This window comes from Allofrancisella heilbronnii, assembly GCF_000710735.2.
Classification (GTDB): domain Bacteria; phylum Pseudomonadota; class Gammaproteobacteria; order Francisellales; family Francisellaceae; genus Francisella; species Francisella frigidaquae.
The window spans coordinates 261,437-287,305 of sequence record NZ_CP144673.1; the positions used below are offsets into that span (position 1 = coordinate 261,437).

A 25,869-nucleotide genomic window follows, 5' to 3' on the forward strand; every position below is an offset into this window, starting at 1 on the left:
TTTTAAGGCGTGTTATTTTCACAATTAAGTAAAAAAATCTTTTTCTCTATCCCTCCGGTGTACCCACCTAATTTTCCATTAGCATTTATAACTCTATGGCAAGGGACTATTATAGATATAGGATTTTTTCCATTAGCATTTGCTACAGCACGATATGCTTTAGCTTTACCAATATTTTGAGCTTGTTCCAGATAACTGATAGTTTTACCATACGGGATTTTTAGTAATTCTTGCCAGGCTTGTTTTTGAAAGTCAGTACCAATTAATTTTAATGGTATACTGAAACTTTTTAGTTGGCCTTTAAAATATTCATCTAGTTCTTTTTTTGCCCTATCTAGAATACTATTTGATTTTAACAACGCTTTTTCATGGAGATATTTTAATGTCTCCTCTAAGCAGTCTCTCTTTGAGTTATCTATAAAGGATAGTGAATAGAGATAATTGTTATCTGCTACAGCAAGAATCAAACCAATAGGTGTACTTATTTTTTGTACGTAAAATTTATTTGTTTTACTACCGCTAGATATAAAGTTCATAGAGGTTTTAGTTGGATGATAGTGATGTTAATTAAGAGATATATTAAATGAAAAATTGCTGTGTGTAAAATATGGTACTGTTGCAAACTAAAATTATATGTTTCTAACTGTGTTAAAAACATTCTCAAAATGCTCATTTACTACATGTAAACTGCGCTTTTTTGAATATTTTTGCCTTGTTACCACCCATCTAATTCCAGCATGCAACAGTCCCAATATGGGAACATACTTGTTATTCGCTTGCCTTTAACGTATGTTGAAATTTAGCCTTTAATCAATATTCCTTGTTTTTAGCAAAAACGTCCTTATCTCTAGTGAGATAAAGTTAAATATGTGCGATCAATTATTAAATATAAGAGTCTATAATTAGTTAAAGCATGTTGTAGCTGAGTGCTTTTACTTTGCAGTTGCTGAGCCTGTAGTAATACTTCGCAGCTGTAGGATGGCATAGTTGGATTATAGATAAAATATACATAGAAATGACTATATGTATAACATTTTTATATATAACTTTGTTAGAATAAGATAATTAGATACGTAGAATAAATGACAGTTGGGAGTTTTAAGCTAAATGACAGATTATTATTCATTATTGGGTGTAAGTAGAGATTGCTCTGAAGCAGATTTAAAAAAAGCATATAGAAGGTTAGCTAAAAAATATCATCCAGATGTAAACAAAGAGGCTGGAGCTGAAGAAAAATTCAAAGAAATTCAAAAAGCATATGAAGTCCTTAAAGATAAAGAAAAGAGAACTCTGTATGATAATTATGGTGAGAATTGGGACAAAGTACAACAAGGTGGTTTTGGAGGTCGAGGCGGTTTTAGCGGATTTTCTGGAGCAAGTTCAAGTTCACAAAGTTTTAACTTTGAGGATCTAGGTGATATTTTTGGAGATCTATTTAACGGAGCAAGTGGCGGTTCAAGAGGTTTTGGTGGAGGTCAAACAAAAGCAGTAAAAGGTGAGGATATGACAGTATCTTTACGCTTGAGTGTTGAAGAGGCTATTAAAGGTGGTAAGCGAACAGTGTCTTATAGTTATCAAGAGGCTGGGGCTCAAGGAATGCCAACTATGCAACACAAAACTGTAGAGGTAAATATCCCTGAAGCTATAGGAAATGGCAAAAAGCTTAGATTAAAAGAAAAAGGTGCTAAAGGAAAAGGTATAAATGCTCCTAGTGGTGATTTATATATAAAGATAGAAGTGGTTGCGCATAAAAATTATGAAATTGATGACAATGATGTCTATGAGCATGTTAGTGTAGCACCATGGGAAGCAGCTCTTGGAACAACTTTAGAGATAGATACGCCTTTTGGTAAAAAAAGGATGAAGGTACCAGAAGGTACACAATCTGGGCGTAAAATGCGTATAAAGGGCAAAGGTCTTGCTGGCGGAGATTTTTATATAGTATACGATGTTAAATTACCTTTAGCAGATACTGAAGATAAAAAAGAGTTTTATCGACAAATGAAAGAAAAAATGGATTTTGATCCTAGAAATTAGCGCTTTGTCAGCATCTTTTTATTGTTTGCTTTTGAAATAACTGGTAAGTATAAAAGCGTCACTAACTATAGTTGAAACGTATATTTTTCATCATTTTACTTTACCAAAAAACGTTGCAAAACTGGCTCAAAGGCAAAAACGGTAGAGTTACTTGAGACGTATTTTAGTTTAATTTGTTACTTATTTATATTTACACTTGGTTTGATTATGTTAGGTTTTAACTTGTAAATCAAGTTTTATAGCTGGATTTCATTAGAGACATTAGTTATTTGTTGTTATAATTTGACGTTTGGATAGCGTTTGGGATAATCATGAAAGAAGTTTCTATCGTAAAACAGTTAGGCGCAATAGCTATAATAGCTGGTACAGCAGTTGGCGCAGGAATGCTTGGTATACCATTTGCTGTGGCAGCTGTTGGTTTTAAGTATGCTATAGTGTTGCTGTTTTTAGTTTGGATTATCATGTTTGCTACAGCTATGCTTATGGTTGAGGCTAATACTTCGCAGCCTTTAGGTACAGATATGGATTCTATTAGTTACAACCTACTAGGAAAGTTTGGTAGAACATTAAATTTTCTGTTTTATTTATTATTGTTATATTCTCTACTTACAGCTTATATATTTATGGGAGGACAACTTTTTCAAACTTATGTATTTAGCTTATGTGGAATAACTGATAGTAACGTTGCAAAGTTCGTATTCTGTGTGGTATTTGGTTTTTTTATATTCAAGGGTATACGAGTAGTTTTTAGAGTTAATGAGTTGTTTTTGAGTTTGAAAATCCTAGCATTTGTACTATTTGTAGCCTTTGTTGCTCCTGAAATCAAAAGTTCTTTGTTAGAAAACAAAACTTTGGGCATTGAGTACGCCTGGTTTGCTATTCCAATATTAGTTACATCTTTTGGTTTTCATATAGTTATTCCTTCTATTCGGAACTACTTTGGTAATGATAAAGTATTCAAAAAAACAGTAGCAATAGGTGCTTTAACACCTTTGTTGGTATATATAGTTTGGGTTATTACTACCTTAGGTACAGTTAATTTATATGGTACTAATGGCTTTATTGATTTAAGCAGTAAAGCTCAAACACTAACACAAGCATATAAAGGATTAGGACAAACTAAACCATTGTTATTTATTCAGCTTTTTGAGAATTTTGCTACTATAACTTCATTCTTAGGGGTTGCACTGGCATTGTTTTCTTTTAATAAGGATTTATATAAGTTAGATACTTCGAAAAAATTACAAAAACTCTTAGCTGTGATCATAACGTTAGTTCCTCCTCTAATTTTTGCAATATACTTTGTTAATAGTTTTATAGCTGCTTTAGGTTATGCAAGTATTTTTGTGGCTTTCTTGCTGATTATTCAGCCAGCTATTATGGTTTGGATACTTAGAAATAGAGAATCCAGAAACCACTTGCTAAGTAAACTGTACCTTGTTATGATATTACTATCTGGAATAGCTACTATTGCATTGCAATTATTAGTAGCTTTTGATAGATTGGCATACATATAGTTTTTATTAAATTTAAGTCATTATACATGCTCATGAAGAAACCAAGTTTTGATATGATAGATCAACCTGATGATTGCAATTATAAAGCCGAAGAAGGCTTTAGTATTAATAAGCTAAATGAATATCCAAAGGATATAGTAGAGTTGTTTAAGCTTATTCAGGCTGTTAGATACGATAGAATTCAGCTACAAGAACAGTATAATGATTATAGGGAAAAGCTAAATAACGATAGAATGGAGCTTGGAACTGAACTTATAAAAATAAAAAAGGCTTATAATGCTAAGATAGTTACTTTGCAGGAAGAGTATAATTCTGTAAAATCTAATACCATGATTGAATTAGCTAAGCTTAGGCAAGGTTAAAGGTTACAAAGTTGATCGGGCAGTCGCGTCTGACCACGAAAAGAGTTTTATTATTATAATGTGGCTATTAAATATAGCTAATAGACTTATATAATATAGCTTTAGCGGTTAGATGAGGAAAGTCCGGGCTTTATAGAGCAAGATGCCAGATAACATCTGGGAGGTGTGAGCCTACGGAAAGTGCAACAGAAAATATACCGCCTTGTTAAAAGGTAAGGGTGAAAAGGTGTGGTAAGAGCACACCGCATTGGTGGTAACACTCAATGGCATTGTAAACCCCATCTAAAGCAAGACCAAATAGTGCTACAATAGTGTTGCTCGCACTGTAGCAGGGTAGGTCGCTTGAGCTTGTTGGTGACAGCAAGCCTAGATAAATGGCTGCTTATTACAGAACCCGGCTTATAGATTAACTTTGTACTTTTTTATAAAGAGTGGATATTTATGCAAGTTATTGATTCGAAATTGCTTGATAGTGATGGTCAGATAAATGATCAAGCTTTGATTGCAGAATTAAAAAGCTTTTATTCTGATGATAAGTTTGAGCTTATAAGTTCATCATTGGAATTATTAAAAATAAAAAGTGCGGACTCAGTACGCCATCCAACAGGTATTAGTTCATTTTTATATGCTATAGAGATTGCTTATATACTTTTTAAAATCCGGGCAGATGAAGATTCGGTTGCTGCTGGTATTCTTTATGAGTTATACAATTTTGGTGATGTTAGCGATGAAGAAATAGTAGAGACCTGTAACCATACTGTATTAAAAATATTACAAGGCACACGTAAGATGTCTGCTATTAGGATGTATCGTTCAGATAGTATATCTCTTGAGCAAATAGATACATTTAGAAAGATGCTTTTGACTATTATAGAAGATGTCAGAATAGTTTTAGTAAAGATAGTTGATAAATTGTGTACTATTAGGCATTTAAAATCTTTAAACCATAAAACCCAGCAAGTTATAGCTAGAGAAACATTAGATATATATGCACCATTAGCAAATCGATTAGGCTTGAGTGCTATAAAGTGGGAATTAGAAGATAGAGCATTCTTTTTTCTAGAGCGTCAACAGTATAAAAAGATTGCTGAAAGTCTAGGAGCTACTCGTAAGCAGAGAGAGGAGTTTTTACATAAGGTTATAGAAGAGTTAAAAGCTATATTAAAAAAGTATAACTTACATGCTGGTGTACAAGGTAGAGTTAAACATATATACAGCATATATAAAAAGCTAAAAAACAAAAACTATAAAGATATAGAGGAACTTTTTGATATTACAGCGATTAGGGTTGTAGCAAATAACGTTGATGAATGTTATAAAGTTTTAGCAGAAGTGAATAATCTATATTGCCCTATACCGCAAGAGTTTAGTGACTATATAGCAAGCCCGAAGTCTAATGGATATAAATCTATACATACTGTTGTTAAAGCCCATGGTCAAAACCTTGAAATACAAATTAGAACTCATAAAATGCACGAGGAGTCTGAGCTTGGATTTGCAGCACACTGGCGTTATAAAGAAGGTGTTAAGTTTGATGCTTCTTATGAGGCAAGAGTTGCTTGGCTTAGATCCCTTCTTGAGTGGGAGAAAGAAATTAATGACTATAGTAAGGTGTCTAAAGAATTAACCAAACGACTCTATGTATTTACTCCAGCTAATGAGCTTATTGATCTGGCAGAAGACTCAACAGTGTTAGATTTTGCATACTCTGTACACACTATGGTGGGACATCGTACAAAAGGAGCTAAGTTAAATGGTAAAATTGTACCTTTAACTACTAAGCTCACTACAGGAGATCAAGTAGAGATACTAACTCAAAAAGAACCAAATCCTAGTAAAGATTGGGCGTCTGAAAATTTAGGATACTTAACTTCAGCCCGAAATAGATCAAGAGTTGTAAAGTGGTTTAATGAGCAAAACAAAGAAGATAACGTAGCCCTTGGTAGAGATAGGCTTTTAAAGGAGCTAAAAGGTTACGACCTTAAAGAAGTAGATTTCAGTGAGGTTGCTAATAAATTTAATATGCAGATGGCAGATAGTTTATTTGCAGCTATTGAAAATGGTAGTGTACGTATAAAAAGTATAGTTAACTACATAATTGATACTTACTCTGCCCAAGAGAAGCTAATAAAAAGGCAGCAAACTAAAAAAAGCCCTTTACAGAAGCCAGAGTTTATGAAAGTTCTAGTTTCAGGTTTTGACGGCATGAAATATGAGTTTGCAAGATGTTGTCAACCTATATATCCCGATAGAATCGAAGGGTACATGAGTGTATCCAAAGGAGTTGTAGTACATACGATTAAATGCCCTAACTTGAAACATTTAAAAGAAAAAAACCAAGATAAATTTATAGATGTTAGGTGGGAATAAATTGAAATAATTTAATTTAATTTTTATGATTTACTGTTTGTTTGTAAGTTTCCCGTATTTTTAGATTGCTGTAACCAACCATTTTTGATATAGAAAACAGAAATATTAGCTTGGTTGATGTTTTTGCCATCAGCTGTATGGCCAGATATAATAAGTTCATTTTTTCCTGGAGCAGGTCTAGGAATTTGCCAAGTTTCGTCTTCAAAACTTGCTGCTATAACGTTACCATTAATTGTAAACAAAGGTTTATCATTAGCTGTAAGAGCTGGAGTCGTTTTTATAGGTATGTATTCTTCTTTTGTAAATATATTTGCGTCATTACCTGGTGATGTTACTTGTATATCTAAATCACTTTGATTCTCTTTAAGAGCTTGTTTATTCTTTTTAGCAAGTTGTGAGTCATCTAATTTTTGTATATCGCCTTGTTTAATCTTAACGACCTCGCTACTTTCAGGCTCCTCGGGTGATTTTGTATCAACAACTGTAGGGCTGCCTACATTTATGATTTTATATTCAACATCTTCAGGTGGTTTAGTTTCAGAAAAAACAAGGTTTCCATTTTCAGCTCTCCATGAGTAAACTTCAGTTTCTGCTTGAGCTAGTATATTAGTTAGGGCAATGATTATGAAACTCATCAATATCTTATTTAAATTATGCATCTCTAGTTGATAATATTCAAAAAATAGTAGTTATATGCCAAGTATAGCTAAAATATAGCGTAAGCAAAAGCTTAAAATTAAACTATAGACTTAAATTATGAGATAATATTTAAAATAGTAAATAATCTAAAGATTAGAATGGTCACTTTAAATGATATTATATACGACAGTATTGGTAATTTTTGCTTTCTTATATTTGCATTGCTACTTTATAGGAAAAACAGATTTGCTTGGTTAGCGGTGGTTCTCGCTTTAATAATTAAGCTTTTCCTATATGGTAAATATAGTATGCTTCTGTCATTTGCATATTTGTCAATGCAACTATGTGTAACTTTTTTGGCAGCAATAGTCTGGATTTTAGAACCAAGCTATACAAAGTTACAAGTAAATAGACTATTTTTAGCTTTATTAACTAGTGCGATTATGATTATGATATGGGTTTGGTTAGTTTATGCTTTTATAAACCCAGCTATTTTATCTTATGAGTTTTTATTTGGTTTTGAGTATTTTTGCTATATGTTGTTTGTTTTGGGTGGAGCTTTACTAGTATACAGAATTTCCCAAGGGCTAATAATTGTTGCGGCAGTTTTTATAAGTTATGCTCTATACTATGCAAATTCGGCACTAGTAGCTTCAAAAGCTCCACCACAGTATATTAGAGATTTCACTATTTACTATTGGTTCTCGGCAGTATTCTTGTTTGTAGCAGGTATTCTATTAGTTAGTGTTTATACACGTGTAAAGAGAAGTATTTAGAACGTCACAAGCAATAAATATCAAAACGATTAGTCTTTCCTTTTAATTGAGATGTTGGCTTTCTATCAGATAAAAAAGAGCCATTAATAGGTCTTTTAACAACAATCTTTTTAGCTTTTGCACTCGAGTAAGCATTATCAAAAAGTGATTTATTGCTATTTTCATTATTTTGTAATAATTCGTGAAGGGATTGCATATCTAGTTTTACCTTAGCACTTTTTTTACGTGGTGGAAACATAGGATCTATATATATACAATCAAAAAACTCATTAGTAGTTGATATGTAATCACAGCTATCATTATGAATTAATGTGATGTTTTTTGTAATAAGTCCTAAAGTTGGTATATCTTTTGCTCTTTTTATAGAGTCGCTAAGTAGTAAAAATATATAAGGATCTTTTTCGATAGCAGTGATTCTATGCCCTCTAGCAGCAAGTGTAAAAAAATCTCTACCAAGACCAGCTGTAGTGTCAAGTATATGTAATTTGGATTTGTTTCTACCTTCTACAGCTTGTATCACACTACACTTTTTAGCTTGAGGGGTTATTCTATTTAAAATATCATTATTGCTAAAGTCTATATAAAGTTCTTTATTTTTATTGTATAACTTTAAAAAGCCATTTTCGTAAAAAAGATATTTGTCTTCTTTGCAAATTGAAAAATCAAACCGTAAATTTAAACCTTTTATTTGATCAATTGTATTGTTATCAAAAACATTAATAGTAATCATAAAATTATTTTTTCTTAGCTCTTGGATGTGCTTTGTCAAAAACACTAGCTAGTTGTTGAAAGTTAAGGTGAGTATAAATTTGGGTACTAGAAATATCAACATGACCCAACAGATCTTTTACAGCAAGTAAATCTTTTGAAGAGTCAAGGACATGACTTGCAAAAGAGTGTCTAAGCATATGTGGGTGAATGTGTCGAGAGGCGTATTTTTGGGCAAATAACTCTAGACGTTTCTGGATAGATCTATTTGTAAGTTGCTTGCCGTCACGGGAGATAAGTAGATGTTCGGTTTGGGGTTTGTATTTTTCACGAATGCTTAACCATCTTTTTAAGCTATTAGTTGTTTTTTCACCAAAGTATACTATACGTTGTTTATTGCCTTTACCAGTTACACGTACACTGTATTGGGACATACTTATGTCTTTTAGCTGTATAGCTGAAAGCTCGCTAAGTCTGATTCCGCAACTATAAAGTAAATCAAAACCGGCTATGTCACGAGCTTCAATATCATTACCAGGAGTTATATCAAGTAAATATGCTAATTCATCTATATTTAAAGCTTTTGGCAGTTTTTTAGAGCCTTTTGGGGCTTTAATATTGCTAGCTGGATTTATGTTAATTATCTCACTGTTAATTAGAAAGTTAAAAAAACTTCTTGTTGAGCTGAGTTTTCTTTGTAATGTTTTTGGAGATGCTCCTTGAGAATGTAATTTTTTTATCCAACCAAGTATATCTTGAGATTTTAGCTTAGCAATGTCTGTATTCCCGATAAAATTACTTAACTGGTATAAATCTCTTTTATAGTTATCAATAGTCTCATTAGAGTAGCTTTTATGATATAGGATATTATCAAGAAAATTATTTATAAGAGTAGAATTTAGGTTAAGTAACATTTTAAGCGATAACACACAGTACAACAATTACACCGCTTACTATAGATACTAGCCATAAACTTTTATAGCTAGAAATCTTATAGTTAAAACTTTCTTTAAGCTTATTTATTTTAAATGCCATTAGAGCAGGCATGATCATAAGCAATATCGCTATAGAAAGCCCAACACAAGTCATGGCATATATAAAGATATTTGGGTTAAGTTGGTTTATAATCAAAGGTATACCAAAAGTCAGTACTGTTGCAATAGAATAGCTTATAACTCTTTTGGTTTTATATAGTTTATAAGTGTCTATATTAAAATGAAAAAGTGATAAGTTAACACTTAAGAAAGAAGTCATAATTGCCACATAAGTAAATATATGTAAAACAATATCTGTAACAGGGGTTTTAATTTTATGGCTCAGAGTTGTTAATATATCTCCAATATTGGCTTCTGTAACTGGTATATGACTAAATATAGAGGTCATAAAGCTTATAGGTCCATGCAAAGGAAGAACTCCTAATATAGTAACTACCCAGGTTATATAAAGAATTAAAGGGATTATACTTCCTATAATAATCACTCTTTTCATATCTTTTGTATTTTTAGCTAGATAGTCAGAAAGAGCGGGTACAATGATATGTGAAGTAAATGATGTAGTAAAAACAGGAATCGCAATTACAAGAGATATGCCAAGATCAATAGGAGATTCAAGTAAATTTGACAGCTCTATATATTTATTGAAAACTAAACATAGTACGACTAAAACTAAAATTTTTAAAACTATGAAAAATCTATTGGCATAATCTACAAAACGAGTTCCCAAAACGACTATGCTACCAAATATTATTACAAAAATTAAAGCTGATAGTTTTTGTTCTAGCATAGGGAAGGTGGTTGATAATGAGGAGGCAGCAGCTGAAATATATGCAGTGCTAATAAAATACATAAGTACTAAAAAAGCTATACTTGCTACTATACCACCAGTTTGGCCAAGGTATCTTTGGGCTATAGTTTTAAAGCTACTTCCATATGGCATAGAGCAAGAAATATCGGAAATTACTATAGCTGTGTATGTCATGATACTCCAGATGACAATAATTAGTATCGAGCCTATCACAAAACCAAGCTTAGCTGTAATTATTGGTAAAGCTAATATTCCTCCACCTATCATGGTGCCGACTATTATCATTATCGAGCCTAAAATTTTAATTAAGCTATTTTGTGCATTATCCATTTGCTACTCTTTTTTTAGTGTTTTGGTTGTTGAGATTTTTTTTTCATATGGTAGATTGCATCAAAGTTTATTGGAGCTAGATTCAGAGGTAGAAAGCCACCTTTTATAATAGACGAGTCAATGACTCTTTTAGCATAAGGAAATAAAGTATTAGCACAATAAGTGTTAAGCACCGATTCTACTTGTTCCTCAGGCATATTTGTAATTGTAAAAAGCCCAGATTGAGTCACTTCTACAATATATACATTGTTATTATTATTTTTTGTAGTTATTGTGATTGTTAGGTCTAATTCAAAATTTTCAGTATTTATCTTTTTTGTATTTATATCTATATTAAAATCCGAAGTTGGAGCCCATTGTTCTTTAAAACTTACTGGGGAGTTGATAGTCTCAAATGATACATCTTTTGTATATACCTTTTGAATTAAAAAAGAGGGTTGGTTTTTATCAGTTTGCATATTTTTCACCTAAAATATTATAAATGTAGATTTAAAAAATTATAACAAATTAGAAGAAATTGTATAACTAAATTACTAGTAATTGATGGTTTTTCCTTAAAATTAGCCTAGATTAATAGCTATATGGTTAACTTAGTTATATTGAAAACAGTTATTTTAATTTTCTATGCTGTGAACCATTACCAGGTGCCCCAAGAACAAAAAGCGCGATATTTTTAGACATTTTTGAGAAACGAATATCTTGTAAGTATGTAGCCTTAAGTTGCTGCTCCTTTTTTTGGCAATATTCATGTACTTTTTTTAAGATTATGTCACCACAGTTAAGACAAACATTTTGATACATATGGATTTATACCTCTTAATTTTTTCAGTTTTTCTATGAGTAAGAAAGTTTTTTTAATTCAAATAAAATATTTAGAGCTTCTAGTGGGGTGATACTATTAACGTCAAGTTTACTTAATTTTGCTTGTAATAAGCTTTCTTGTGGTGAAATTAGTTCTAAAGTGGCTTGTTGAGTTGGCTGAGTGTCGATTAAAGGGTTTTTATTTTCTAGCTTTTGGAGGTTTTTAGTTGCTGATTCTAAAACATCGGTTGGTATACCAGCTAGTTTTGCAACTTGGATTCCATAAGACTTTTTAGCAGCACCTGCTACAGCTTTATGCATAAAGTAAATATTGTCTTTGTACTCTTTAGCTTCAAAATGAGTATTTTTAATATTAGTATATTTATTAACCAATTCTGTAAGCTCAAAATAATGTGTAGCAAATAGTGTAAATGCTCCTATTTTAGCAAACTTTTCAGCACAAGCTTCTGCTAATGATAAGCCATCAAACGTGCTAGTACCTCTACCTATCTCATCCATAATCACTAAAGACTTATCAGTGGCATTATTAAGGATATAAGCAGTTTCTGTCATCTCAACCATAAAAGTTGATCTACCACTTGATATATCATCAGAAGCCCCAATTCTAGTATAAATGGTATCTATATCACAAATATCCGCAGAACTTGCTGGTACAAATGAACCAATATGTGCTAGGAAAATCAACTGAGCAACTTGACGCATGTAGGTTGATTTACCACCCATGTTTGGACCTGTTATAATTTCTAAAGTATGAGTATCCTTGCCTAGAAAAGTATCATTAGGTATAAACGTCTCATCTATATTTTGCTCTATAGCAAGGTGACGAACATCTTTGAGATTAAGTTTTTCAGAACTATTAAAGCTTGGTTGAACTAGATTAAGCTTGACTGCACGTTCTGCAAAGTTAGCTAGAACATCTATTTTGGCAATACTTTGCGCTGATTTTTGGATTTGAATATAATATTTAAGCACTTGTTGTAATAAATTTTCGTAGATTAGCTTTTCTCTAGCTAAAGCTCTTTCTTTAGACGATAAGATTTTGTTTTCAAAGTCTTTAAGTTCATCAGTTATATAACGTTCACTTGTTTTAAGAGTTTGTCGTCTTACGTACTCAATAGGGACTTTATCAGCATATTGTTTGGAAAGCTCGATATAGTAGCCATGAACTCGGTTATAACCAACTTTGAGGTTGCTAATCCCAGTTTTTTGTTTTTGAAGTTGTTCAAATTTTAGTAAAAAATCATAAGAATTATCTTTAATACCTTTTAACTCATCAAGTTCAGGATCAAAACCTTCTTTAATAACTCCACCATCACGTATGGTTGCTGGAGGGTTTTCTATAATAGCTTTTTTAAGAAGCTCTGCTAGATCATCAAGCTGGTAAATATTTTGGTTTATATTGCTTATATCTTGTGAAGATATTTCTTCTAATAATTTCTTTAGTTTAGGTATTTCTTCTAACGTATTTTGTAATGAAACCAAATCTTTTGGTTTAACTGTATTTAAAGCAACTCGTGAAATTATTCTTTCTATGTCACTAATGTATCTAAGAGTCTCTTGGATCTTCAAAAAACTTTGTTTATCTTTTAATGCGTTGATTACATTATGGCGAATTGCTATTTTATCAAGGTTCTTGATTGGATTTTTAAAATATCTTTTAATTAAACGACTACCTAAACTGGTTTTACAATTATCAATTATATTTATTAGACTAGATTTTGAATTGTTATCTATTTCAAGATTATTGCGACTGTTTACATCTATCTTAAGTATTTGAATATCTTTTTCAAAACTAATATCTGTAATATGTTTAGGAGATTGTTTTAAAATATCTGTTAAATAAGCTAATATCGAACCTATAGCTATCAATTGTTCAGCCTTAGTATTTTGTAACACAGTTGTAGCTAGAGAAATATCCAAAGTGTTATTGATTTGTTTCTTTGCTTCATAACTACTGTAGTACCACTCTTCAAGGTGCTTTATTGGGACTTTAAAAAAGCCCTCTACAGCAATATTATTACAGTTAGTTATAATTTCTTTAGGCGAAAGTCGAAGCACCTCATTTTTTAACTCGGGTAAATTACTGATAGTTTTAAGTAAATAAACCTTTCCTTGAGTATAGCTTGTATAAGCTAAGTAGTATTTATCATTTTTAACAAAAATATTTAGTAGTAAACTGTCTTGATTTGTATCTAAAAAAGCTTCTTCAGAAACTGTAGCAGGTGTGATAATACGAGTAACTTGACGCTCAACAGGACCTTTTGATGTGGCAGGATCACCTATTTGCTCACATATGGCCACAGATAAGCCTTTTTTAATAATTTTAGCAATATAACCTTCAGCTGCATGGTATGGTACTCCAGCCATTGGGATAGGCTCTCCACTGGACTTGCCACGAGCTGTTAAGGTTATATCAAGTAAGTTGGCAGCTTCTTTAGCATCCTCAAAGAATAATTCATAAAAATCTCCCATACGGTAAAAAAGAAGTATATTTGGGTATTGTGATTTTATCTTTAGATACTGCTGTATCATCGGTGTGTGATTAGACATATCTAAACTAGCTTAAAATTGTGATTAGTTAAGCAATGATTATATAATACATCTATGACATAGCAAACTAACAAAATCATACATAGTTGTTTTTTATTTTGCGAAAATAATTTATCATATTTGGTAACTTATTTTAAGATATTGTAAGCACACGTAGGGAACCTAGGATGAATTACTTGGATTTTGAGACAAAAATTAAGGAAGTAGAAGATAAAATTACTTCGCTTTCTCATGTTTTTGATGATGAAAAAACGGAAGCAGAATTAAAAAAACTAAACAAAAAAAGACTAGAATTAATGGAGTCGATTTATTCAAAACTGACTGACTGGCAAGTAGTACAGTTATCAAGACACCCAAATAGACCATACTTCAAAGACTTATTACCCTTAGTCTTTACTGACTTCCAGGAGCTTCATGGTGATAGAGCTTTTGGTGATGATTTAGCTGTTATAGGGGGGTTAGCGAAACTCAATAATCATCCTGTTATGGTTATAGGTCAAGAAAAAGGTCGTGACACAAAAAGCAAGATAAAACATAACTTTGGTATGATGCACCCAGAAGGATATCGAAAAGCTTTAAGGCTTATGAAATTAGCTGAAAAGTTTAATATGCCCGTGATTACGTTTATTGATACCCCAGGAGCTTACCCAGGTATTAAAGCAGAAGAGCGTGGCCAGAGTGAAGCTATTGCAAGAAACCTTTTTGAGATGAGTGCTCTTAAAGTTCCTATAGTTTGTACAGTTATAGGTGAAGGTTGTTCTGGCGGGGCACTAGGAATTGGTGTGGGAGATAAACTTTTAATGCTTCAATATAGCTATTTTGCTACTATTTCCCCAGAAGGATGTGCTTCAATTCTGCATAAAACTGCGGAAAAAGCATCTGAAGTTACTCAAATGATGAATATAACTTCAGGGAGGTTGAAAGAGTTAAACATAGTTGATGAAGTAATCCCTGAACCATTAGGCGGTGCTCACAGAGATTTCGTAACTACAGCTGAAAATATCAAAAAAGCATTAACTAAAGAGTTAAAAGATTTATGCCAAATGTCAGTAGAAGAACGCAACTCACAAAGGTATGATAAATTAATGTCTTTTGGGAAGTTTAAAGAGGCTTAATTCTTATCTATTTTTATTTTGGTTTAGGCTAGGAAAATTTTGTATAAAAAAAAGTCACAAGCAGGTCTTGGTATTGTCGAAGCAATGTTGGCAGCATTAATTTTGCTGTTTGTTCTTTCTTCAGGTTTTTTACTGTTAAATAGTGTTCTAGTAAGTATTACGTTAGATAATAGACGTAATGAGATATCAAGTGTTTTAGATGATCGTGTTAGTGTATATAGACTAACAGGTGTTTTTGATGATTCAGCAACTAAAGACGGTATTAAATTTAAAAAAACAGTTGTAACAGAGCAAAGCAATAATGCTATGTCTTTAGGGCAGGAAAAGCCTGTGAATAGATTTAAAATTTTGGGAATAAAAGATATAAAAGAGATGGCTAAAAGAGCTGATTATGAGGCCAAAAAAGCTAAAGCTAACGATGTTGAAATTATATATAAGGTGGTAAACATAGCTGCATTTGATGATAAGCTTGGTGTAGCAGATAGAGTCAAGATTATACAAAGAGAAATAAAGCAAAATGATGGCGAAGAACAGTAAAAAAATCGCTGGATTTACCTTGCCAGAGCTAATGGTTTCAATAGTTATAGCAGCTATAGTTATGGCGATGGCAATAAATGTCTATATAGATATGAAAAATCAATACAATAAGCTTAATAGTAAACACCAGATCAATTCTAAACAGCTTATAACGAAACAGATTTTCTACAACGCTATTTCAAAAATAGGCTTTGCTACAAAGTATGGCGATATGTATCAAGAGCTTGTGGATAACTCAGGGGATAGTTCTGGTGATATCTTCGGGAAATTTGGAATTTTAACTATAGGAAAAAGCCCTATAAAAGGCATTAAGAGCCTGCCAGAAAGTTTAACATTAGATCCAGAATCTTGTGATGAGAGAGTAAAAAATGAAAAATATTTCAGTCAGCAAAACAGTATTTACTGCATTCAACCTAATACAGATTATATAGCTATCCAGCGTGCCAGCTTAAGTTCAACTCTAAAAACTAACTCATCAAATAATATTTTCAAGGTAAACAGGTTTCAAAAAGAAGTTGTACCAGAAAAAGATATTTCTATGGATGATTATTTGGTTTTGTGTAATGTTTTTGAGTGTGATTTGGTAAAGACTATGGCTGTTACAGGTGATTTTGTATCAACTTATTCACGCGTTGAGGATAAGTTTAAAGTGGGTGACTATGTTGGTAAATATATTTTAGAAATATTTTTTGTGGCAGATTCTGGTCAAAAAGATAAACAGGGTAATAAAATTTATTCATTGTACGAGTATGTGAAACAAAATGCTAATGATTCTGAGATTTATGAGTTGATAAACGATGTAAGTAACCTGAAGGTTGAGTATGTTTTAAATGCAGATATTAGTCAAGGTGGTGCTAACCTTAACTGGAAGCAAATAGCAACACAGCCTATTAGTGTTAAAAGTGATTCAGTCGCGGCTTTGAGAATATCTTTTAAAGTTGCGGATGATATTTTTAGTAAGATATTTTTGTTAGAAAATACATAAAGAGATTAGTTTAATGTTCAAGAGGATAAAAAGTAATAAAAATTCAGGATCTGTATTACTTATGGCATTGATATTCTCTTTTGTGATTATGGTGATGCTTACCGCGCTTTTATATTCTTTTAAAATGGGTTTACTTACTACCAAAAGTATTATAAAAAATAGCAATGAAAAAGTAATTGGGGAAACATATATAGCAAGTGCTAAGGACGATATTGATTTTTCTAAACCAAGCGAGCTTAAAATAGGTAATAGTACCTTTGAAATAACAGTAGATGAAGATGATATTTCAACATTTTTTCCAAAAAATAGTAATGCTGAACTATTCCAAGCGCAGCAATACAGTAGTTTTAAATCTACATATAAAGCATATAATGATGGTTCAAAAGCTGATTTAGCCAAAAAAATTATTTATAACGTTCCATCGGCTAATACTTATAAAAATTATAATACAGATTACGTGCCTATTAATGTACCAATGATAGACATTGCTGCGATGACAGATTATCAAGCAAGAAATTATCGTTTAACAATCGATGGGCGATTAAAAGACGCGCCTAAAGGCTTTATTGGCTTTATTGAAAAACAAAATAAACAGATAAATATATTTACAGATAAAGCAAAAATTGGTGTGCCAATTCCACAAGGTATGGGTACAGACTATAAAATTAAGGTTGGTTGGAACCTTGAAAATGGACAATGGCAGTTAATGCTACTGATGTATGATATAAACAAGCTTTTTACAACTAGTGTTGTTCTTGAAGATTTACTAGCTGATAATATTGAAGGTTTAGAAGCAGATACAAAAGCATTAGGTGATGAGATAGGTAAGTGGCAGCCAGTTATTTCTGGAGATTCAAAAGGTGGTTCGTCAGCAGCACAATTTGTTAGAGAAAATATTTTTGATGCAGCATGGTATTTTGAGGATAGCGATGGTCCTCCCCAAATACTTTTAGCAAGAAAAGCTGATCAAAAGAAGGGTAATCAAGAAGTGTTAGAAGTTTATTATTCAACTTATTCAACTACTAATAATCAATATAGCCTTAAACTAGGTGATAGCTTAAATTTAAAAGCTAGTCTTAAAGAAGAAAATGTGAAACTTTTAGTGCCAGATTTTGCTAATAATCTTGATGCAAAAATGGCTTTTATATTTCATCCAAATAACGAAAGTAAAAATCTTATGGGTATAAGTGATTTTAACTATAATGGTGATCATAGAGTCGGTAAAAGTCTAGATACTTACATAGATGGAGAAAGCTTTGGTAAGCCTGTTATTATTTCTAAATCAGACAATTCGTTATTTATAGTAACTTTTGAGCCGGATAAAGTACATCGCTATGAGTACAAAAAAGGTTTAGGTAGTTTTATATCTCTAGATTTTGGCATTAATGGTCTAGAAAAAGAACTCAAAACGCAAGACGAAGAAGACGATGTTTTTAAACTTTTCTCATCCAAAGATGATAACAATGAACAGAATAAAGATATTGTAGAGCAAATTATACCTAAATTTGGTTATTTATTTGTTTTCACTAAAACAAAAGTAATACAGATGGACGAAAACTTAGAGATTTTACAGGAAATAGATTTAAGCGGTGAAGAGCCTCAAGTCTTAGCTGATTTAGAGGCTGTCAAGAACACTATTAATAAGATTTATATACAATCCAAAGCGTTAGATGCCAAAGTTCAAGAAATACGTGATGAACTAGGGGATAAGCTTGAACCAAAAGACAAAAATGAAATTGAAGATAGATTTGAAAAAAGTAAGGATAATAGAATAGATATTAAAAGCAGGCAACCGGATAAACAACAAGATCAAGGTGATAGTTCTGGAGAAGAACCTATACCGGCTCCTGTATATTTAGATAGTAAATATTTTTATCCATTAGGCGTAGTTAAGCAGATAACATTATGAGTATATTAAAGGATATAAATACTGAGCTGAGAAACTCAAAAAGTTTTGATCTAGATACAATGTCTATTTCAGATGCAGTAACTTTGATGATAAATGAGGAATATAACATTATCGAAGCTTTAAAAGAGCAGCATAACAACATAGTTCAAGTTACTACCCGAAGCTCTCAAGTGCTTAGAAATAATGGTAGGATTATATACGTTGGAGCGGGTACAAGTGGTCGGCTAGGTATTTTAGATGCAGTTGAGTGTCCACCAACGTTTAGTGTGGACTATAATACGATAGTTGGAATTATAGCTGGTGGTGAGAAAGCTTTTATTAAAGCCCAAGAAGGAGCTGAAGATGATCCGCAATTGGCTTACCAAGATTTAAAGAAAATAGGTTTAAGTGAAAATGATATGGTTATAGGTATTGCAGCTAGCGGTAGGACTCCATACGTTATAGGAGCACTTGAATATGCAAAGCTAGTCAAAGCTGAAACTGTAGCGATTAGTTGCACGAAAAAAGCAAAGATCTCAGAGTGCGCAAACTATAGTATAGAAGCAGTACCTGGACCAGAAATTTTAACAGGCTCAACTAGGTTAAAAGCTGGAACAACTCAAAAGTTAATTTTGAATATGATTTCGACCTTGTCCATGGTGTCTATAGGTAAGGTTTATCAAAACCTTATGATAGATGTTAAGCCAACTAATGAAAAGTTAGTCGAAAGAGCGAAGTTAATAATTTGTGAAGCTACTGGCGTTGAGTATGCTACAGCAGGAGCATTTTATATAAAAGCAAATAAGTCAGTTAAAATAGCTATAGTAATGATATTAAATGATTGTGATTATGATCAGGCTTTGGCAATATTAAAGAATAATAATAATTTTATAAAGAGATAAGAAAATGAAAGTATTACTGATTTTTATATTTGCGTTAATGTCAATATTTATGTTGTATGCTAATGTTTATGAAGGTCAAGAAAATGGTGTGGCTGCTTTTTCTAATACTGAATTTAAAGGCTCTAAAGAAATAAATCTTTCATCAGAGCCTATTACGGTGGTTAAGACGGTTGAATTAAAGAATTATTCACAAAAAGTATATTTAGATAACACGGATAAATCTTATAGAGATAATAACTATAGCAATAATTACAGTAATCAAGACACTTTGCGAGGATCATTTCCTGAGGAGTTCACAGATAATTATTATGATTTTTATGGCCGTAATTTTCAATATCAAAACTTAATGTCTTCAACTATGGGTATGAGTATGTATACTCAAGGTGGAGCTAATAATTCTAGATTAGAAAATAATTACTAGAGTTTCTAATAAAGCTAGATGAGGAAGATAGTAATATGAAAAAAAGTTTTTTGAGTTTAGCGATTTTTTTATGTAGTTTGAAATCTGGATTTTCAGACACTTGTCATCCACCTATAGATGGTTCTAAACAAAATTTTATAATTGGTTATGGTAGTTTAGTAAACGATAAATCACGTCAAAGAACAAATCCTGAAGCGGTAAATGCCTATCCAATAGAAGTAAAAAACTTTAAAAGAATTTGGGGATTAAGAGCAACAGGCTCATTTAAGGGTACATTCTTATTAGCAGTTCCATCGACAGGTAGCACATTAAATGCGGTGTATTATCTAACAAATGAAAAAGCGGTTGAGGCTACTGATAAAAGAGAAAGCGATTATTGCCGTTATAAGGTGCCTAGTACAGATGTAGAAGCTTTAGGGTTAAAAAACCTTCAACAAGGAGATTACTGGATATATGCTAGAGATGCAAAAGCGATACAAAAACCTAATGAAGAATTCCCAATTATTCAGTCATACGTTGATATATTTATTAAAGGGTGTATGGAAATTCAAAATAGGTATTTGGTAGCAAATTATGTTCAACAGTGTATAAACACAACTAGCCTTTGGGATAATAATACGTGGGTAAATGATAGAGTAAATCCAAGAAGGCCAACTGACTCAACCCCAGATGCAATAGCTATAGATAATGCTTTAGTTAGACATCTTGGTATTGATTATTATACCCATAAGTATGAATAAACCTTTAAATTAACAGAGTCTTTTAAGCTTTTCTTATTTCTATTTCGTCATTGGCAGCACGTTTGATAGTTTTGGGTGGATAGATCATATTTAACACAATCTTTAGCGTTGATCCTTGAGCTAATATAGAAAGTATAACTACTATATATGTCACGCTAACAATAAGGTGGCCTTCGTCAGGAAGTGATAGTGCTAATGCTAAAGATATTCCACCTCTAACCCCTGACCAAGCTACTAGTATATTATCTTTTGTTGAGGCTCTAGTGAGTTTCTTATCGATAACAGTAATAGGTATTGAAATACTAATAAATCTTGCGAAAGTGACTATGAATATACCAACTACGCCAATCCAAAGAGCAACGCGGTTGAAAGTTATGCTAGTTAACTCTAGTCCTATTAAGATAAATAAAAAAGAATTAAGCATATTATCAATAATCATCCAAAAGTTATCTACTTTCTTAACTTGGTCGGGACAAGATTTTTTGTTATCTGATAAATTATTGCCAATAAAAAGACCAGCTATGACCATGGCAATGGGACCAGAAACGTGTAGACTATGTGCTATTAGGTAACCCATACTTGCAACAGCTAGTGTTACAAAAATAGAGGTTTCAGCATCTTTATTGGTTTTTAAAAAGACTAAAGCTATTCTTGCAAAAATATAACCTAGGATAATCCCACCGCCAGCTTCTATAGAAATCTGTTTAGTGATAAGCCAAAGATAATCAACATTATTATCAATATACTGCCCGAATTCTCCACCGCTACCAAAAAAAACCACATTTGACAAAATTACAAATAAAACGATACCTGTAGCATCATTAAATAATGACTCGCCAACAACACGAGTTTTTATATAGTTTGGTATAGTTTTGTTTCCAGCTAATGTGCTAATTACAGCTATAGGGTCTGTTGGTGAGATTAATGCTCCAAAGACTAAACAATATCCAAAACTAAGCTCAAAGCCGACTAGTTTACAAAAGCCATATATTAAAACTGCAGTAGTAAATGCAGATAGAAGTAGTCCAACACTAGCTAACCCGAAAATTGCTTTTAGCTCTTTTTTTAGCTCAATCATATTAAAATGTAAGGCATTTGCAAAAAGTAAAAATGATAGCATCCCATCTAAGACTGTAGTTTGGAAATCAAAACTGGATAAGGCAACTACTAGAAAGTTAGTAGTGCTTAAAAAAGATGCACAAATTGCCGAAAAAGTTATTGAAAGAATGGTCAAACCTATAGCTTTTGGCAGTTTGAGAAATTTGGTATTTATATAGCTCATCATAGCAGCTACTACAGTTAGTAAACTAAATAAAAAATATTCATTCATAGGCAATATTCCTTATAAACCACAGCTATACTCCCAACTACAAGCTTTTGAGAGCTCCTGCAAGATATTCTTTTCACTTAAAAATTCATCCTTTAAACTATCAAAAGGCTGGCCCAAAAACATGCAAGCATTAATCTGCTTTTCTAATGATATTACTTTTTTTATATCTTCTGAAGAAATATTTTTAAACTCTTGTTGTGTCATATGAATGCATGGTTGACACTCAAGACTATGGGTTGCTGGCTTAAAAGGCAAATCTTTAGTAAGTTGAGTTATCTCTTCAAAGGTTTTATCTAAAAGAGGATACTCGAGTCTTCTATAATCATATTTTTCTTCTTCATCTACATTTTTTAACAGTTGTGAAATTTTAGATAAATCCTTTCGGTGGCTAAGTAAGATTGTAGCTTCAGCATTTGGATCAAGCGTATCAATCTTATTTAGTAGAGTTATTCCTTTTAAAAAACCTGCACACCAGCTAAATTGTTGAGAAGGAAATTGCTTACGAGCATTAACAAGCTCTGAGAAAGAGTGTTCAGCTTTTAAATGAAAATAGTTAATTTTTTGTTGCTCTAGCCAGCTAAATACATTCTTTAAGTAACTATTCCAGTCATGTGATGCAAAACCAGTGTCAACTGATAGTACAAAAAAATTACTTAATAAGTGTTGTTTGGCCCAGCAGATTAGAGCTAAAGAATGAATACTATAGTTTGCTATTATTATATTTTTCTTAGCTTGACCCATTAACTATATTCCAATAGTGTCTTTAACTTCTTTGAGTTTTTGTATAGCATAGGGACGCGCTTTTGCTGCACCTTTGGCAAGTATTTCATCAACTATGTTAGGATTATTTATAAAGTAATCATATTTTTCACGTGCTAATAAAAGATGTTGGTTTACTTTTTCAAACAGAATTTGTTTAGCATCACCCCAGCCAAGTCCGCCAGCTAGATATTTATCCCCAAGAGTTTTGATTTCATCTGTATTAGCTATGCTTTTGTAGATGGCAAATATAGTGCAGCTATTAGGGTCTTTCTTTTCTTCAGGAGTTTGTGAGTTTGTGATAATTTTCATTATCTGTTTTCTTAATTTCTTTTCAGTTGAAAAAATAGGGATAGTATTATCGTAGCTTTTTGACATTTTGCGTCCATCTAAGCCTAAAATTGTTTGTGTATCTTCATTTGTTAAAGCTTGAGGAGCTTTAAGATAAGAGCTTTTGTAAATATGGTTAAAACGATTTGCTATGTCTCTAGCTATTTCTAAATGCTGAATCTGGTCTTTTCCAACTGGGACTAAATCAGCATCAAACATCAAAATATCCGCAGTCATAAGAACAGGGTAGTTAAATAACCCCATAGTAATACCTTTATCAGGATCAGTATTTTCTTCTTGAAGGTTTTGATCAACTAAAGCTTTATATGCATGAGCGCGGTTAAGTAGTCCTTTGGCAGTAGTTGTTGCGATAATCCAGTTTAGTTCCATAATCTCAGGGATATCAGACTGACGATAAAAAATGGTTTTATCTGTATCAAGTCCAAGAGCTAGCCATGTACAAGCTATTTCTTTGATATATTGCTGTCTAAGGTTTTTATCCCATAATTTGACTAAAGAATGTTGATCAGCGATAAAATATAAACATTCATAAGCATCATTATGAGATAACTCAATAGCTGGTTTAATGGCACCTATATAGTTGCCTAAATGTGGCGAACCAGATGGTGTAATCCCTGTTAAAATAATCTTTTTTGTCATACCATTACTCTTTAAAATATATAGATTAATGTTTAACGTAAAATGCAGCTTACACTGGTTGAGATTTAAGTTTTTGTTTAAATGAAACTTAAATAAAAGCTGTAAAAAACAATTAAATCCATAAGTTATAAATCTTTACAAGATTTTATCACATTAAGCATCAGTAAATAAGTGCTTAGATGAATAAAGTTTAGAGAATTTTGGAGCGGGAAACGAGGCTCGAACTCGCGACCCCAACCTTGGCAAGGTTGTGCTCTACCACTGAGCTATTCCCGCAACGTTAAATTAATGGCGCACCCAGAAGGACTCGAACCTCCAACCGCTCGGTTCGTAGCCGAGTACTCTATCCAGTTGAGCTATGGGTGCTAAATAATTGTTGGCTATTATAATCTTTTGGGTTTGTCTAGTCAAGCTTTGTTATATCATTTATAACTTCTATTAGTCTATTTTCAAACCCTAGGTCATCTAAGTTTGTGTTATCTACAACATAGTCTGCTATTTTTTCTCTTTCTTGGTCAGATATTTGTAAGTTTATAAAAGCTACAGCTTGTTGTCTGTCTTTACCATCACGTTCCATTAGTCTTTTTATTCTTGTCTCAAGATCTGCTTTTATTACTATAACTTTTTTTAAGTAGTCATAGTGGCGAATATTATATGGACCAAGTAGAGGTATATCAATTATAGTTAAAACTGTAGGGGATTCATTAACTTGTTTTTTTATTTCTCTATTAATTACAGGATGTAAATAATCTTCTAGCCATTTTTTAGCTTCTTTTGATTCTGTAATAATTGCTCTAAGCATGGCTCTATTAATCTGTTTGTTTATGATTATATCATTACCAAACTTTTCAGCTATATTTTTAATTACAGAAGGTTTTTTGGTTATTTCTCTGCTTATCGTGTCAGCACAAACCACATTTAGATTAAGTCTTTGTTTTAAAATTTTTGTAGCGGTAGACTTTCCGCTAGCTATTCCACCCGTTATACCGACGGGATATGTGTTGATAGTCGTCATTATTCTTAAACTAAAAATTATTTTAAAAGAAGATTTTAATATTTTTTTTTGTTAAAGTCATATATTTTTTGATTAAAAGATAGTTTCGCCATACAATATGTTTATTTAATAGAATATATCCACTAGTGATGGGAATTGAAGAAAGAGTTGTAGCAAAGATAAAATCTCAAGGTGGAAGTATCAGTTTTAGAGAGTATATGCAGCTAGCTTTGTATTATCCAAATTATGGATATTACTCTAGCTCTAGGGATAAGATATCAAGCGGTGGTGATTTTATCACAGCAACTTCACAAACCTCATTATTTGCACGAACTTTTGCAAGGCAGTTTGCAACCATACTGCGTGAATTTGAGCAACAAGGTAATATTGTAGAATTTGGCTCTGGAACAGGTAAGTTTGCAGCTGATTGTATGGATGAGCTAAGTAAGCTTGGGATACTTCCAGAAAAATATTTTATAGTCGAACTAAGTACGGATCTTAAGCTAAAGCAGCAAAAATATATTAAGCAAAATATTCCTAACCTTTTTGATAGGTTTGTCTGGTTGGAAGAACTTCCAAAACAAAAACTAAAAGCTATAGTTTTTGCTAATGAAGTTTTGGATGCTATGCCTGTTGATATTTTTAATGTAAAAGATAACAAACTTATCCAACAAGGTGTAACTTTTGATGGTAGTAAATTTAAATTTGTAGATTTGCAAACTAATGATTCTCTTTTTGAGTATGAGGCTCAAAGAATATTAGGAGACAACTTAAGTTTTGAAGATGGGTATGTCAGTGAATTAAACACTTGGATACGTCCATGGATCAAATCTTTAAGAGATTGCTTAGATCAAGCAGTTATATTTTTATGCGACTATGGATACCACAGAAAATTATATTATACACCAGCACGTAGTATGGGAACTTTAGCTTGTTATCATAAGCATCAAGTTAACTTTGATCCCTTTATAAATATAGGTTTGCAAGATATAACTTCGCATGTTGACTTTACAGCAGTTGCTGAAGCTGCTACAGAAGTAGGCTTTGAGTTAGACGGTTATATGAATCAAGCTAATTTTTTAAAAAGAGCAGGTATAGATAGGGTGTTTACTAATTTGTTTCAAAGCTTAGACCAAAAGGATCAATTAATATATAATAAGGACCTAAAGGAGCTTTTACTGGGTGATAACCTTGCAGAGACCTTTAAGGTTATTTGTTTTTCTCTTGGTTTTGAAACCATTTTAGAAGTTTTTGATAACGAGGATAATATCGATTATCTGTTATAAAGGAGTTT

At 32.1% G+C, this 25,869-nt stretch carries 25 protein-coding genes, 2 tRNA genes and 1 other RNA gene; 14 read left to right on the plus strand and 14 right to left on the minus strand.

The features are described 5' to 3' along the window. Positions 1-2: 2 nt before the first annotated feature. The gene (locus FRA_RS01190; protein ID WP_035721027.1) at positions 3-536 is read right to left on the minus strand and encodes a methylated-DNA--[protein]-cysteine S-methyltransferase; all 534 of its coding nucleotides are present in this window, start codon (positions 534-536) and stop codon (positions 3-5) included. Positions 537-1,107: 571 nt separating this feature from the next. Here FRA_RS01190 and FRA_RS01195 point away from each other — a divergent pair. The 5 genes from FRA_RS01195 (at position 1,108) to FRA_RS01215 (ending at position 6,286) form a co-directional block, all read left to right on the plus strand. After that, the gene (locus tag FRA_RS01195; RefSeq protein WP_035721030.1) at positions 1,108-2,037 is read left to right on the plus strand and encodes a DnaJ C-terminal domain-containing protein; all 930 of its coding nucleotides are present in this window, start codon (positions 1,108-1,110) and stop codon (positions 2,035-2,037) included. Between the two features lie 311 nt (positions 2,038-2,348). Then, the gene (locus FRA_RS01200) at positions 2,349-3,554 is read left to right on the plus strand and encodes an amino acid permease (RefSeq protein ID WP_035721032.1); all 1,206 of its coding nucleotides are present in this window, start codon (positions 2,349-2,351) and stop codon (positions 3,552-3,554) included. 32 nt (positions 3,555-3,586) lie between these two features. After that, a complete protein-coding gene (locus FRA_RS01205) occupies positions 3,587-3,916 on the plus strand; it encodes a hypothetical protein (RefSeq protein ID WP_035721089.1) in 330 nt (109 codons plus the stop codon). 7 nt (positions 3,917-3,923) lie between these two features. Beyond that, positions 3,924-4,334, plus strand: an RNA gene (rnpB, locus tag FRA_RS01210) — RNase P RNA component class A. Between the two features lie 23 nt (positions 4,335-4,357). Next, positions 4,358-6,286: a RelA/SpoT family protein gene (locus tag FRA_RS01215; RefSeq protein ID WP_035721034.1), complete on the plus strand. Its 1,929-nt coding sequence runs from the start codon at positions 4,358-4,360 to the stop codon at positions 6,284-6,286. Positions 6,287-6,309: 23 nt separating this feature from the next. Here the strand turns inward: FRA_RS01215 and FRA_RS01220 are convergent, their stop codons facing one another. Further along, a complete protein-coding gene (locus tag FRA_RS01220; RefSeq protein ID WP_321174133.1) occupies positions 6,310-6,921 on the minus strand; it encodes a DUF4124 domain-containing protein in 612 nt (203 codons plus the stop codon). Between the two features lie 162 nt (positions 6,922-7,083). Here FRA_RS01220 and FRA_RS01225 point away from each other — a divergent pair, with 162 nt between their 5' ends. Further along, on the plus strand, positions 7,084-7,701 hold the full coding sequence (locus FRA_RS01225; protein WP_035721038.1) for a hypothetical protein: 618 nt from the start codon (positions 7,084-7,086) through the stop codon (positions 7,699-7,701). A gap of 4 nt (positions 7,702-7,705) precedes the next feature. On the opposite strand, the gene FRA_RS01230 is transcribed toward FRA_RS01225, so the two are convergent. From FRA_RS01230 to mutS, 6 genes are all read right to left on the minus strand, one after another. Beyond that, positions 7,706-8,422: a class I SAM-dependent methyltransferase gene (locus FRA_RS01230; RefSeq protein WP_035721091.1), complete on the minus strand. Its 717-nt coding sequence runs from the start codon at positions 8,420-8,422 to the stop codon at positions 7,706-7,708. A gap of 13 nt (positions 8,423-8,435) precedes the next feature. Next, positions 8,436-9,323 (minus strand): tyrosine-type recombinase/integrase, encoded by an 888-nt coding sequence (locus FRA_RS01235; protein ID WP_035721040.1) that lies wholly within the window; start codon positions 9,321-9,323, stop codon positions 8,436-8,438. Between the two features lies 1 nt (position 9,324). Beyond that, a complete protein-coding gene (locus tag FRA_RS01240) occupies positions 9,325-10,542 on the minus strand; it encodes an amino acid permease (RefSeq protein WP_035721043.1) in 1,218 nt (405 codons plus the stop codon). A gap of 14 nt (positions 10,543-10,556) precedes the next feature. Beyond that, the gene (gene secB, locus FRA_RS01245) at positions 10,557-11,000 is read right to left on the minus strand and encodes a protein-export chaperone SecB (RefSeq protein WP_035721046.1); all 444 of its coding nucleotides are present in this window, start codon (positions 10,998-11,000) and stop codon (positions 10,557-10,559) included. A 151-nt stretch (positions 11,001-11,151) separates the two neighbouring features. Continuing rightward, on the minus strand, positions 11,152-11,343 hold the full coding sequence (locus tag FRA_RS01250; protein WP_035721049.1) for a hypothetical protein: 192 nt from the start codon (positions 11,341-11,343) through the stop codon (positions 11,152-11,154). Between the two features lie 33 nt (positions 11,344-11,376). Beyond that, complete coding sequence (mutS, locus tag FRA_RS01255) at positions 11,377-13,914, minus strand: DNA mismatch repair protein MutS (protein WP_035721052.1); 2,538 nt, start codon at positions 13,912-13,914, stop codon at positions 11,377-11,379. 167 nt (positions 13,915-14,081) lie between these two features. Between mutS and FRA_RS01260 the strand changes: the two genes are divergently transcribed. From FRA_RS01260 to FRA_RS01290, 7 genes are all read left to right on the plus strand, one after another. Beyond that, positions 14,082-15,029, plus strand: coding sequence for an acetyl-CoA carboxylase carboxyltransferase subunit alpha (locus tag FRA_RS01260; RefSeq protein ID WP_035721056.1), 948 nt, complete (start codon positions 14,082-14,084; stop codon positions 15,027-15,029). Positions 15,030-15,113: 84 nt separating this feature from the next. Continuing rightward, positions 15,114-15,566, plus strand: coding sequence for a hypothetical protein (locus FRA_RS01265; protein ID WP_051686796.1), 453 nt, complete (start codon positions 15,114-15,116; stop codon positions 15,564-15,566). Further along, positions 15,547-16,551: a PilW family protein gene (locus FRA_RS01270; protein WP_035721062.1), complete on the plus strand. Its 1,005-nt coding sequence runs from the start codon at positions 15,547-15,549 to the stop codon at positions 16,549-16,551. Before FRA_RS01265 ends, FRA_RS01270 begins: the two co-directional genes overlap by 20 nt. Before the next feature lie 13 nt (positions 16,552-16,564). Beyond that, positions 16,565-18,460 (plus strand): hypothetical protein, encoded by a 1,896-nt coding sequence (locus tag FRA_RS01275; RefSeq protein ID WP_035721064.1) that lies wholly within the window; start codon positions 16,565-16,567, stop codon positions 18,458-18,460. Then, positions 18,457-19,341 (plus strand): N-acetylmuramic acid 6-phosphate etherase, encoded by an 885-nt coding sequence (murQ, locus tag FRA_RS01280; protein ID WP_035721067.1) that lies wholly within the window; start codon positions 18,457-18,459, stop codon positions 19,339-19,341. The genes FRA_RS01275 and murQ overlap by 4 nt, the downstream gene beginning before the upstream one ends. Positions 19,342-19,345: 4 nt before the next feature. Beyond that, the gene (locus tag FRA_RS01285) at positions 19,346-19,762 is read left to right on the plus strand and encodes a hypothetical protein (protein ID WP_035721070.1); all 417 of its coding nucleotides are present in this window, start codon (positions 19,346-19,348) and stop codon (positions 19,760-19,762) included. A 35-nt stretch (positions 19,763-19,797) separates the two neighbouring features. Beyond that, positions 19,798-20,502, plus strand: coding sequence for a hypothetical protein (locus FRA_RS01290; RefSeq protein ID WP_035721072.1), 705 nt, complete (start codon positions 19,798-19,800; stop codon positions 20,500-20,502). A 22-nt stretch (positions 20,503-20,524) separates the two neighbouring features. Here the strand turns inward: FRA_RS01290 and FRA_RS01295 are convergent, their stop codons facing one another. The 6 genes from FRA_RS01295 to coaE form a co-directional block, all read right to left on the minus strand. After that, positions 20,525-21,832 (minus strand): cation:proton antiporter, encoded by a 1,308-nt coding sequence (locus FRA_RS01295; protein ID WP_035721076.1) that lies wholly within the window; start codon positions 21,830-21,832, stop codon positions 20,525-20,527. A gap of 12 nt (positions 21,833-21,844) precedes the next feature. Beyond that, positions 21,845-22,573, minus strand: a complete 729-nt coding sequence (locus FRA_RS01300) for a hypothetical protein (RefSeq protein ID WP_035721078.1) — start codon at positions 22,571-22,573, stop codon at positions 21,845-21,847. A 3-nt stretch (positions 22,574-22,576) separates the two neighbouring features. Next, positions 22,577-23,581, minus strand: a complete 1,005-nt coding sequence (gene trpS / locus FRA_RS01305; RefSeq protein WP_035721082.1) for a tryptophan--tRNA ligase — start codon at positions 23,579-23,581, stop codon at positions 22,577-22,579. 201 nt (positions 23,582-23,782) lie between these two features. Beyond that, positions 23,783-23,857 (minus strand) — tRNA-Gly (locus tag FRA_RS01310). 13 nt (positions 23,858-23,870) lie between these two features. Further along, a tRNA-Arg gene (locus FRA_RS01315) sits at positions 23,871-23,947 on the minus strand. Positions 23,948-23,984: 37 nt separating this feature from the next. Further along, positions 23,985-24,596, minus strand: a complete 612-nt coding sequence (gene coaE / locus FRA_RS01320; protein WP_035721083.1) for a dephospho-CoA kinase — start codon at positions 24,594-24,596, stop codon at positions 23,985-23,987. Positions 24,597-24,724: 128 nt separating this feature from the next. Here coaE and FRA_RS01325 point away from each other — a divergent pair, with 128 nt between their 5' ends. Beyond that, positions 24,725-25,861, plus strand: coding sequence for a class I SAM-dependent methyltransferase (locus FRA_RS01325; protein WP_035721085.1), 1,137 nt, complete (start codon positions 24,725-24,727; stop codon positions 25,859-25,861). The last annotated feature ends 8 nt before the right edge of the window (positions 25,862-25,869 follow it).

What these genes read in the sequence shown, in the direction of transcription:
- FRA_RS01190 (WP_035721027.1), bottom strand. Translation starts at nt 536, where the DNA reads ATGAACTTTATATCTAGCGGTAGTAAAACAAATAAATTTTACGTACAA.
- FRA_RS01195 (WP_035721030.1), top strand. Translation starts at nt 1,108, where the DNA reads ATGACAGATTATTATTCATTATTGGGTGTAAGTAGAGATTGCTCTGAA.
- FRA_RS01200 (WP_035721032.1), top strand. Translation starts at nt 2,349, where the DNA reads ATGAAAGAAGTTTCTATCGTAAAACAGTTAGGCGCAATAGCTATAATA.
- FRA_RS01205 (WP_035721089.1), top strand. Translation starts at nt 3,587, where the DNA reads ATGAAGAAACCAAGTTTTGATATGATAGATCAACCTGATGATTGCAAT.
- FRA_RS01215 (WP_035721034.1), top strand. Translation starts at nt 4,358, where the DNA reads ATGCAAGTTATTGATTCGAAATTGCTTGATAGTGATGGTCAGATAAAT.
- FRA_RS01220 (WP_321174133.1), bottom strand. Translation starts at nt 6,921, where the DNA reads ATGAGTTTCATAATCATTGCCCTAACTAATATACTAGCTCAAGCAGAA.
- FRA_RS01225 (WP_035721038.1), top strand. Translation starts at nt 7,084, where the DNA reads ATGGTCACTTTAAATGATATTATATACGACAGTATTGGTAATTTTTGC.
- FRA_RS01235 (WP_035721040.1), bottom strand. Translation starts at nt 9,323, where the DNA reads ATGTTACTTAACCTAAATTCTACTCTTATAAATAATTTTCTTGATAAT.
- FRA_RS01240 (WP_035721043.1), bottom strand. Translation starts at nt 10,542, where the DNA reads ATGGATAATGCACAAAATAGCTTAATTAAAATTTTAGGCTCGATAATG.
- secB (WP_035721046.1), bottom strand. Translation starts at nt 11,000, where the DNA reads ATGCAAACTGATAAAAACCAACCCTCTTTTTTAATTCAAAAGGTATAT.
- FRA_RS01250 (WP_035721049.1), bottom strand. Translation starts at nt 11,343, where the DNA reads ATGTATCAAAATGTTTGTCTTAACTGTGGTGACATAATCTTAAAAAAA.
- mutS (WP_035721052.1), bottom strand. Translation starts at nt 13,914, where the DNA reads ATGTCTAATCACACACCGATGATACAGCAGTATCTAAAGATAAAATCA.
- FRA_RS01260 (WP_035721056.1), top strand. Translation starts at nt 14,082, where the DNA reads ATGAATTACTTGGATTTTGAGACAAAAATTAAGGAAGTAGAAGATAAA.
- FRA_RS01265 (WP_051686796.1), top strand. Translation starts at nt 15,114, where the DNA reads ATGTTGGCAGCATTAATTTTGCTGTTTGTTCTTTCTTCAGGTTTTTTA.
- FRA_RS01270 (WP_035721062.1), top strand. Translation starts at nt 15,547, where the DNA reads ATGATGGCGAAGAACAGTAAAAAAATCGCTGGATTTACCTTGCCAGAG.
- FRA_RS01275 (WP_035721064.1), top strand. Translation starts at nt 16,565, where the DNA reads ATGTTCAAGAGGATAAAAAGTAATAAAAATTCAGGATCTGTATTACTT.
- murQ (WP_035721067.1), top strand. Translation starts at nt 18,457, where the DNA reads ATGAGTATATTAAAGGATATAAATACTGAGCTGAGAAACTCAAAAAGT.
- FRA_RS01285 (WP_035721070.1), top strand. Translation starts at nt 19,346, where the DNA reads ATGAAAGTATTACTGATTTTTATATTTGCGTTAATGTCAATATTTATG.
- FRA_RS01290 (WP_035721072.1), top strand. Translation starts at nt 19,798, where the DNA reads ATGAAAAAAAGTTTTTTGAGTTTAGCGATTTTTTTATGTAGTTTGAAA.
- FRA_RS01295 (WP_035721076.1), bottom strand. Translation starts at nt 21,832, where the DNA reads ATGAATGAATATTTTTTATTTAGTTTACTAACTGTAGTAGCTGCTATG.
- FRA_RS01300 (WP_035721078.1), bottom strand. Translation starts at nt 22,573, where the DNA reads ATGGGTCAAGCTAAGAAAAATATAATAATAGCAAACTATAGTATTCAT.
- trpS (WP_035721082.1), bottom strand. Translation starts at nt 23,581, where the DNA reads ATGACAAAAAAGATTATTTTAACAGGGATTACACCATCTGGTTCGCCA.
- coaE (WP_035721083.1), bottom strand. Translation starts at nt 24,596, where the DNA reads ATGACGACTATCAACACATATCCCGTCGGTATAACGGGTGGAATAGCT.
- FRA_RS01325 (WP_035721085.1), top strand. Translation starts at nt 24,725, where the DNA reads ATGGGAATTGAAGAAAGAGTTGTAGCAAAGATAAAATCTCAAGGTGGA.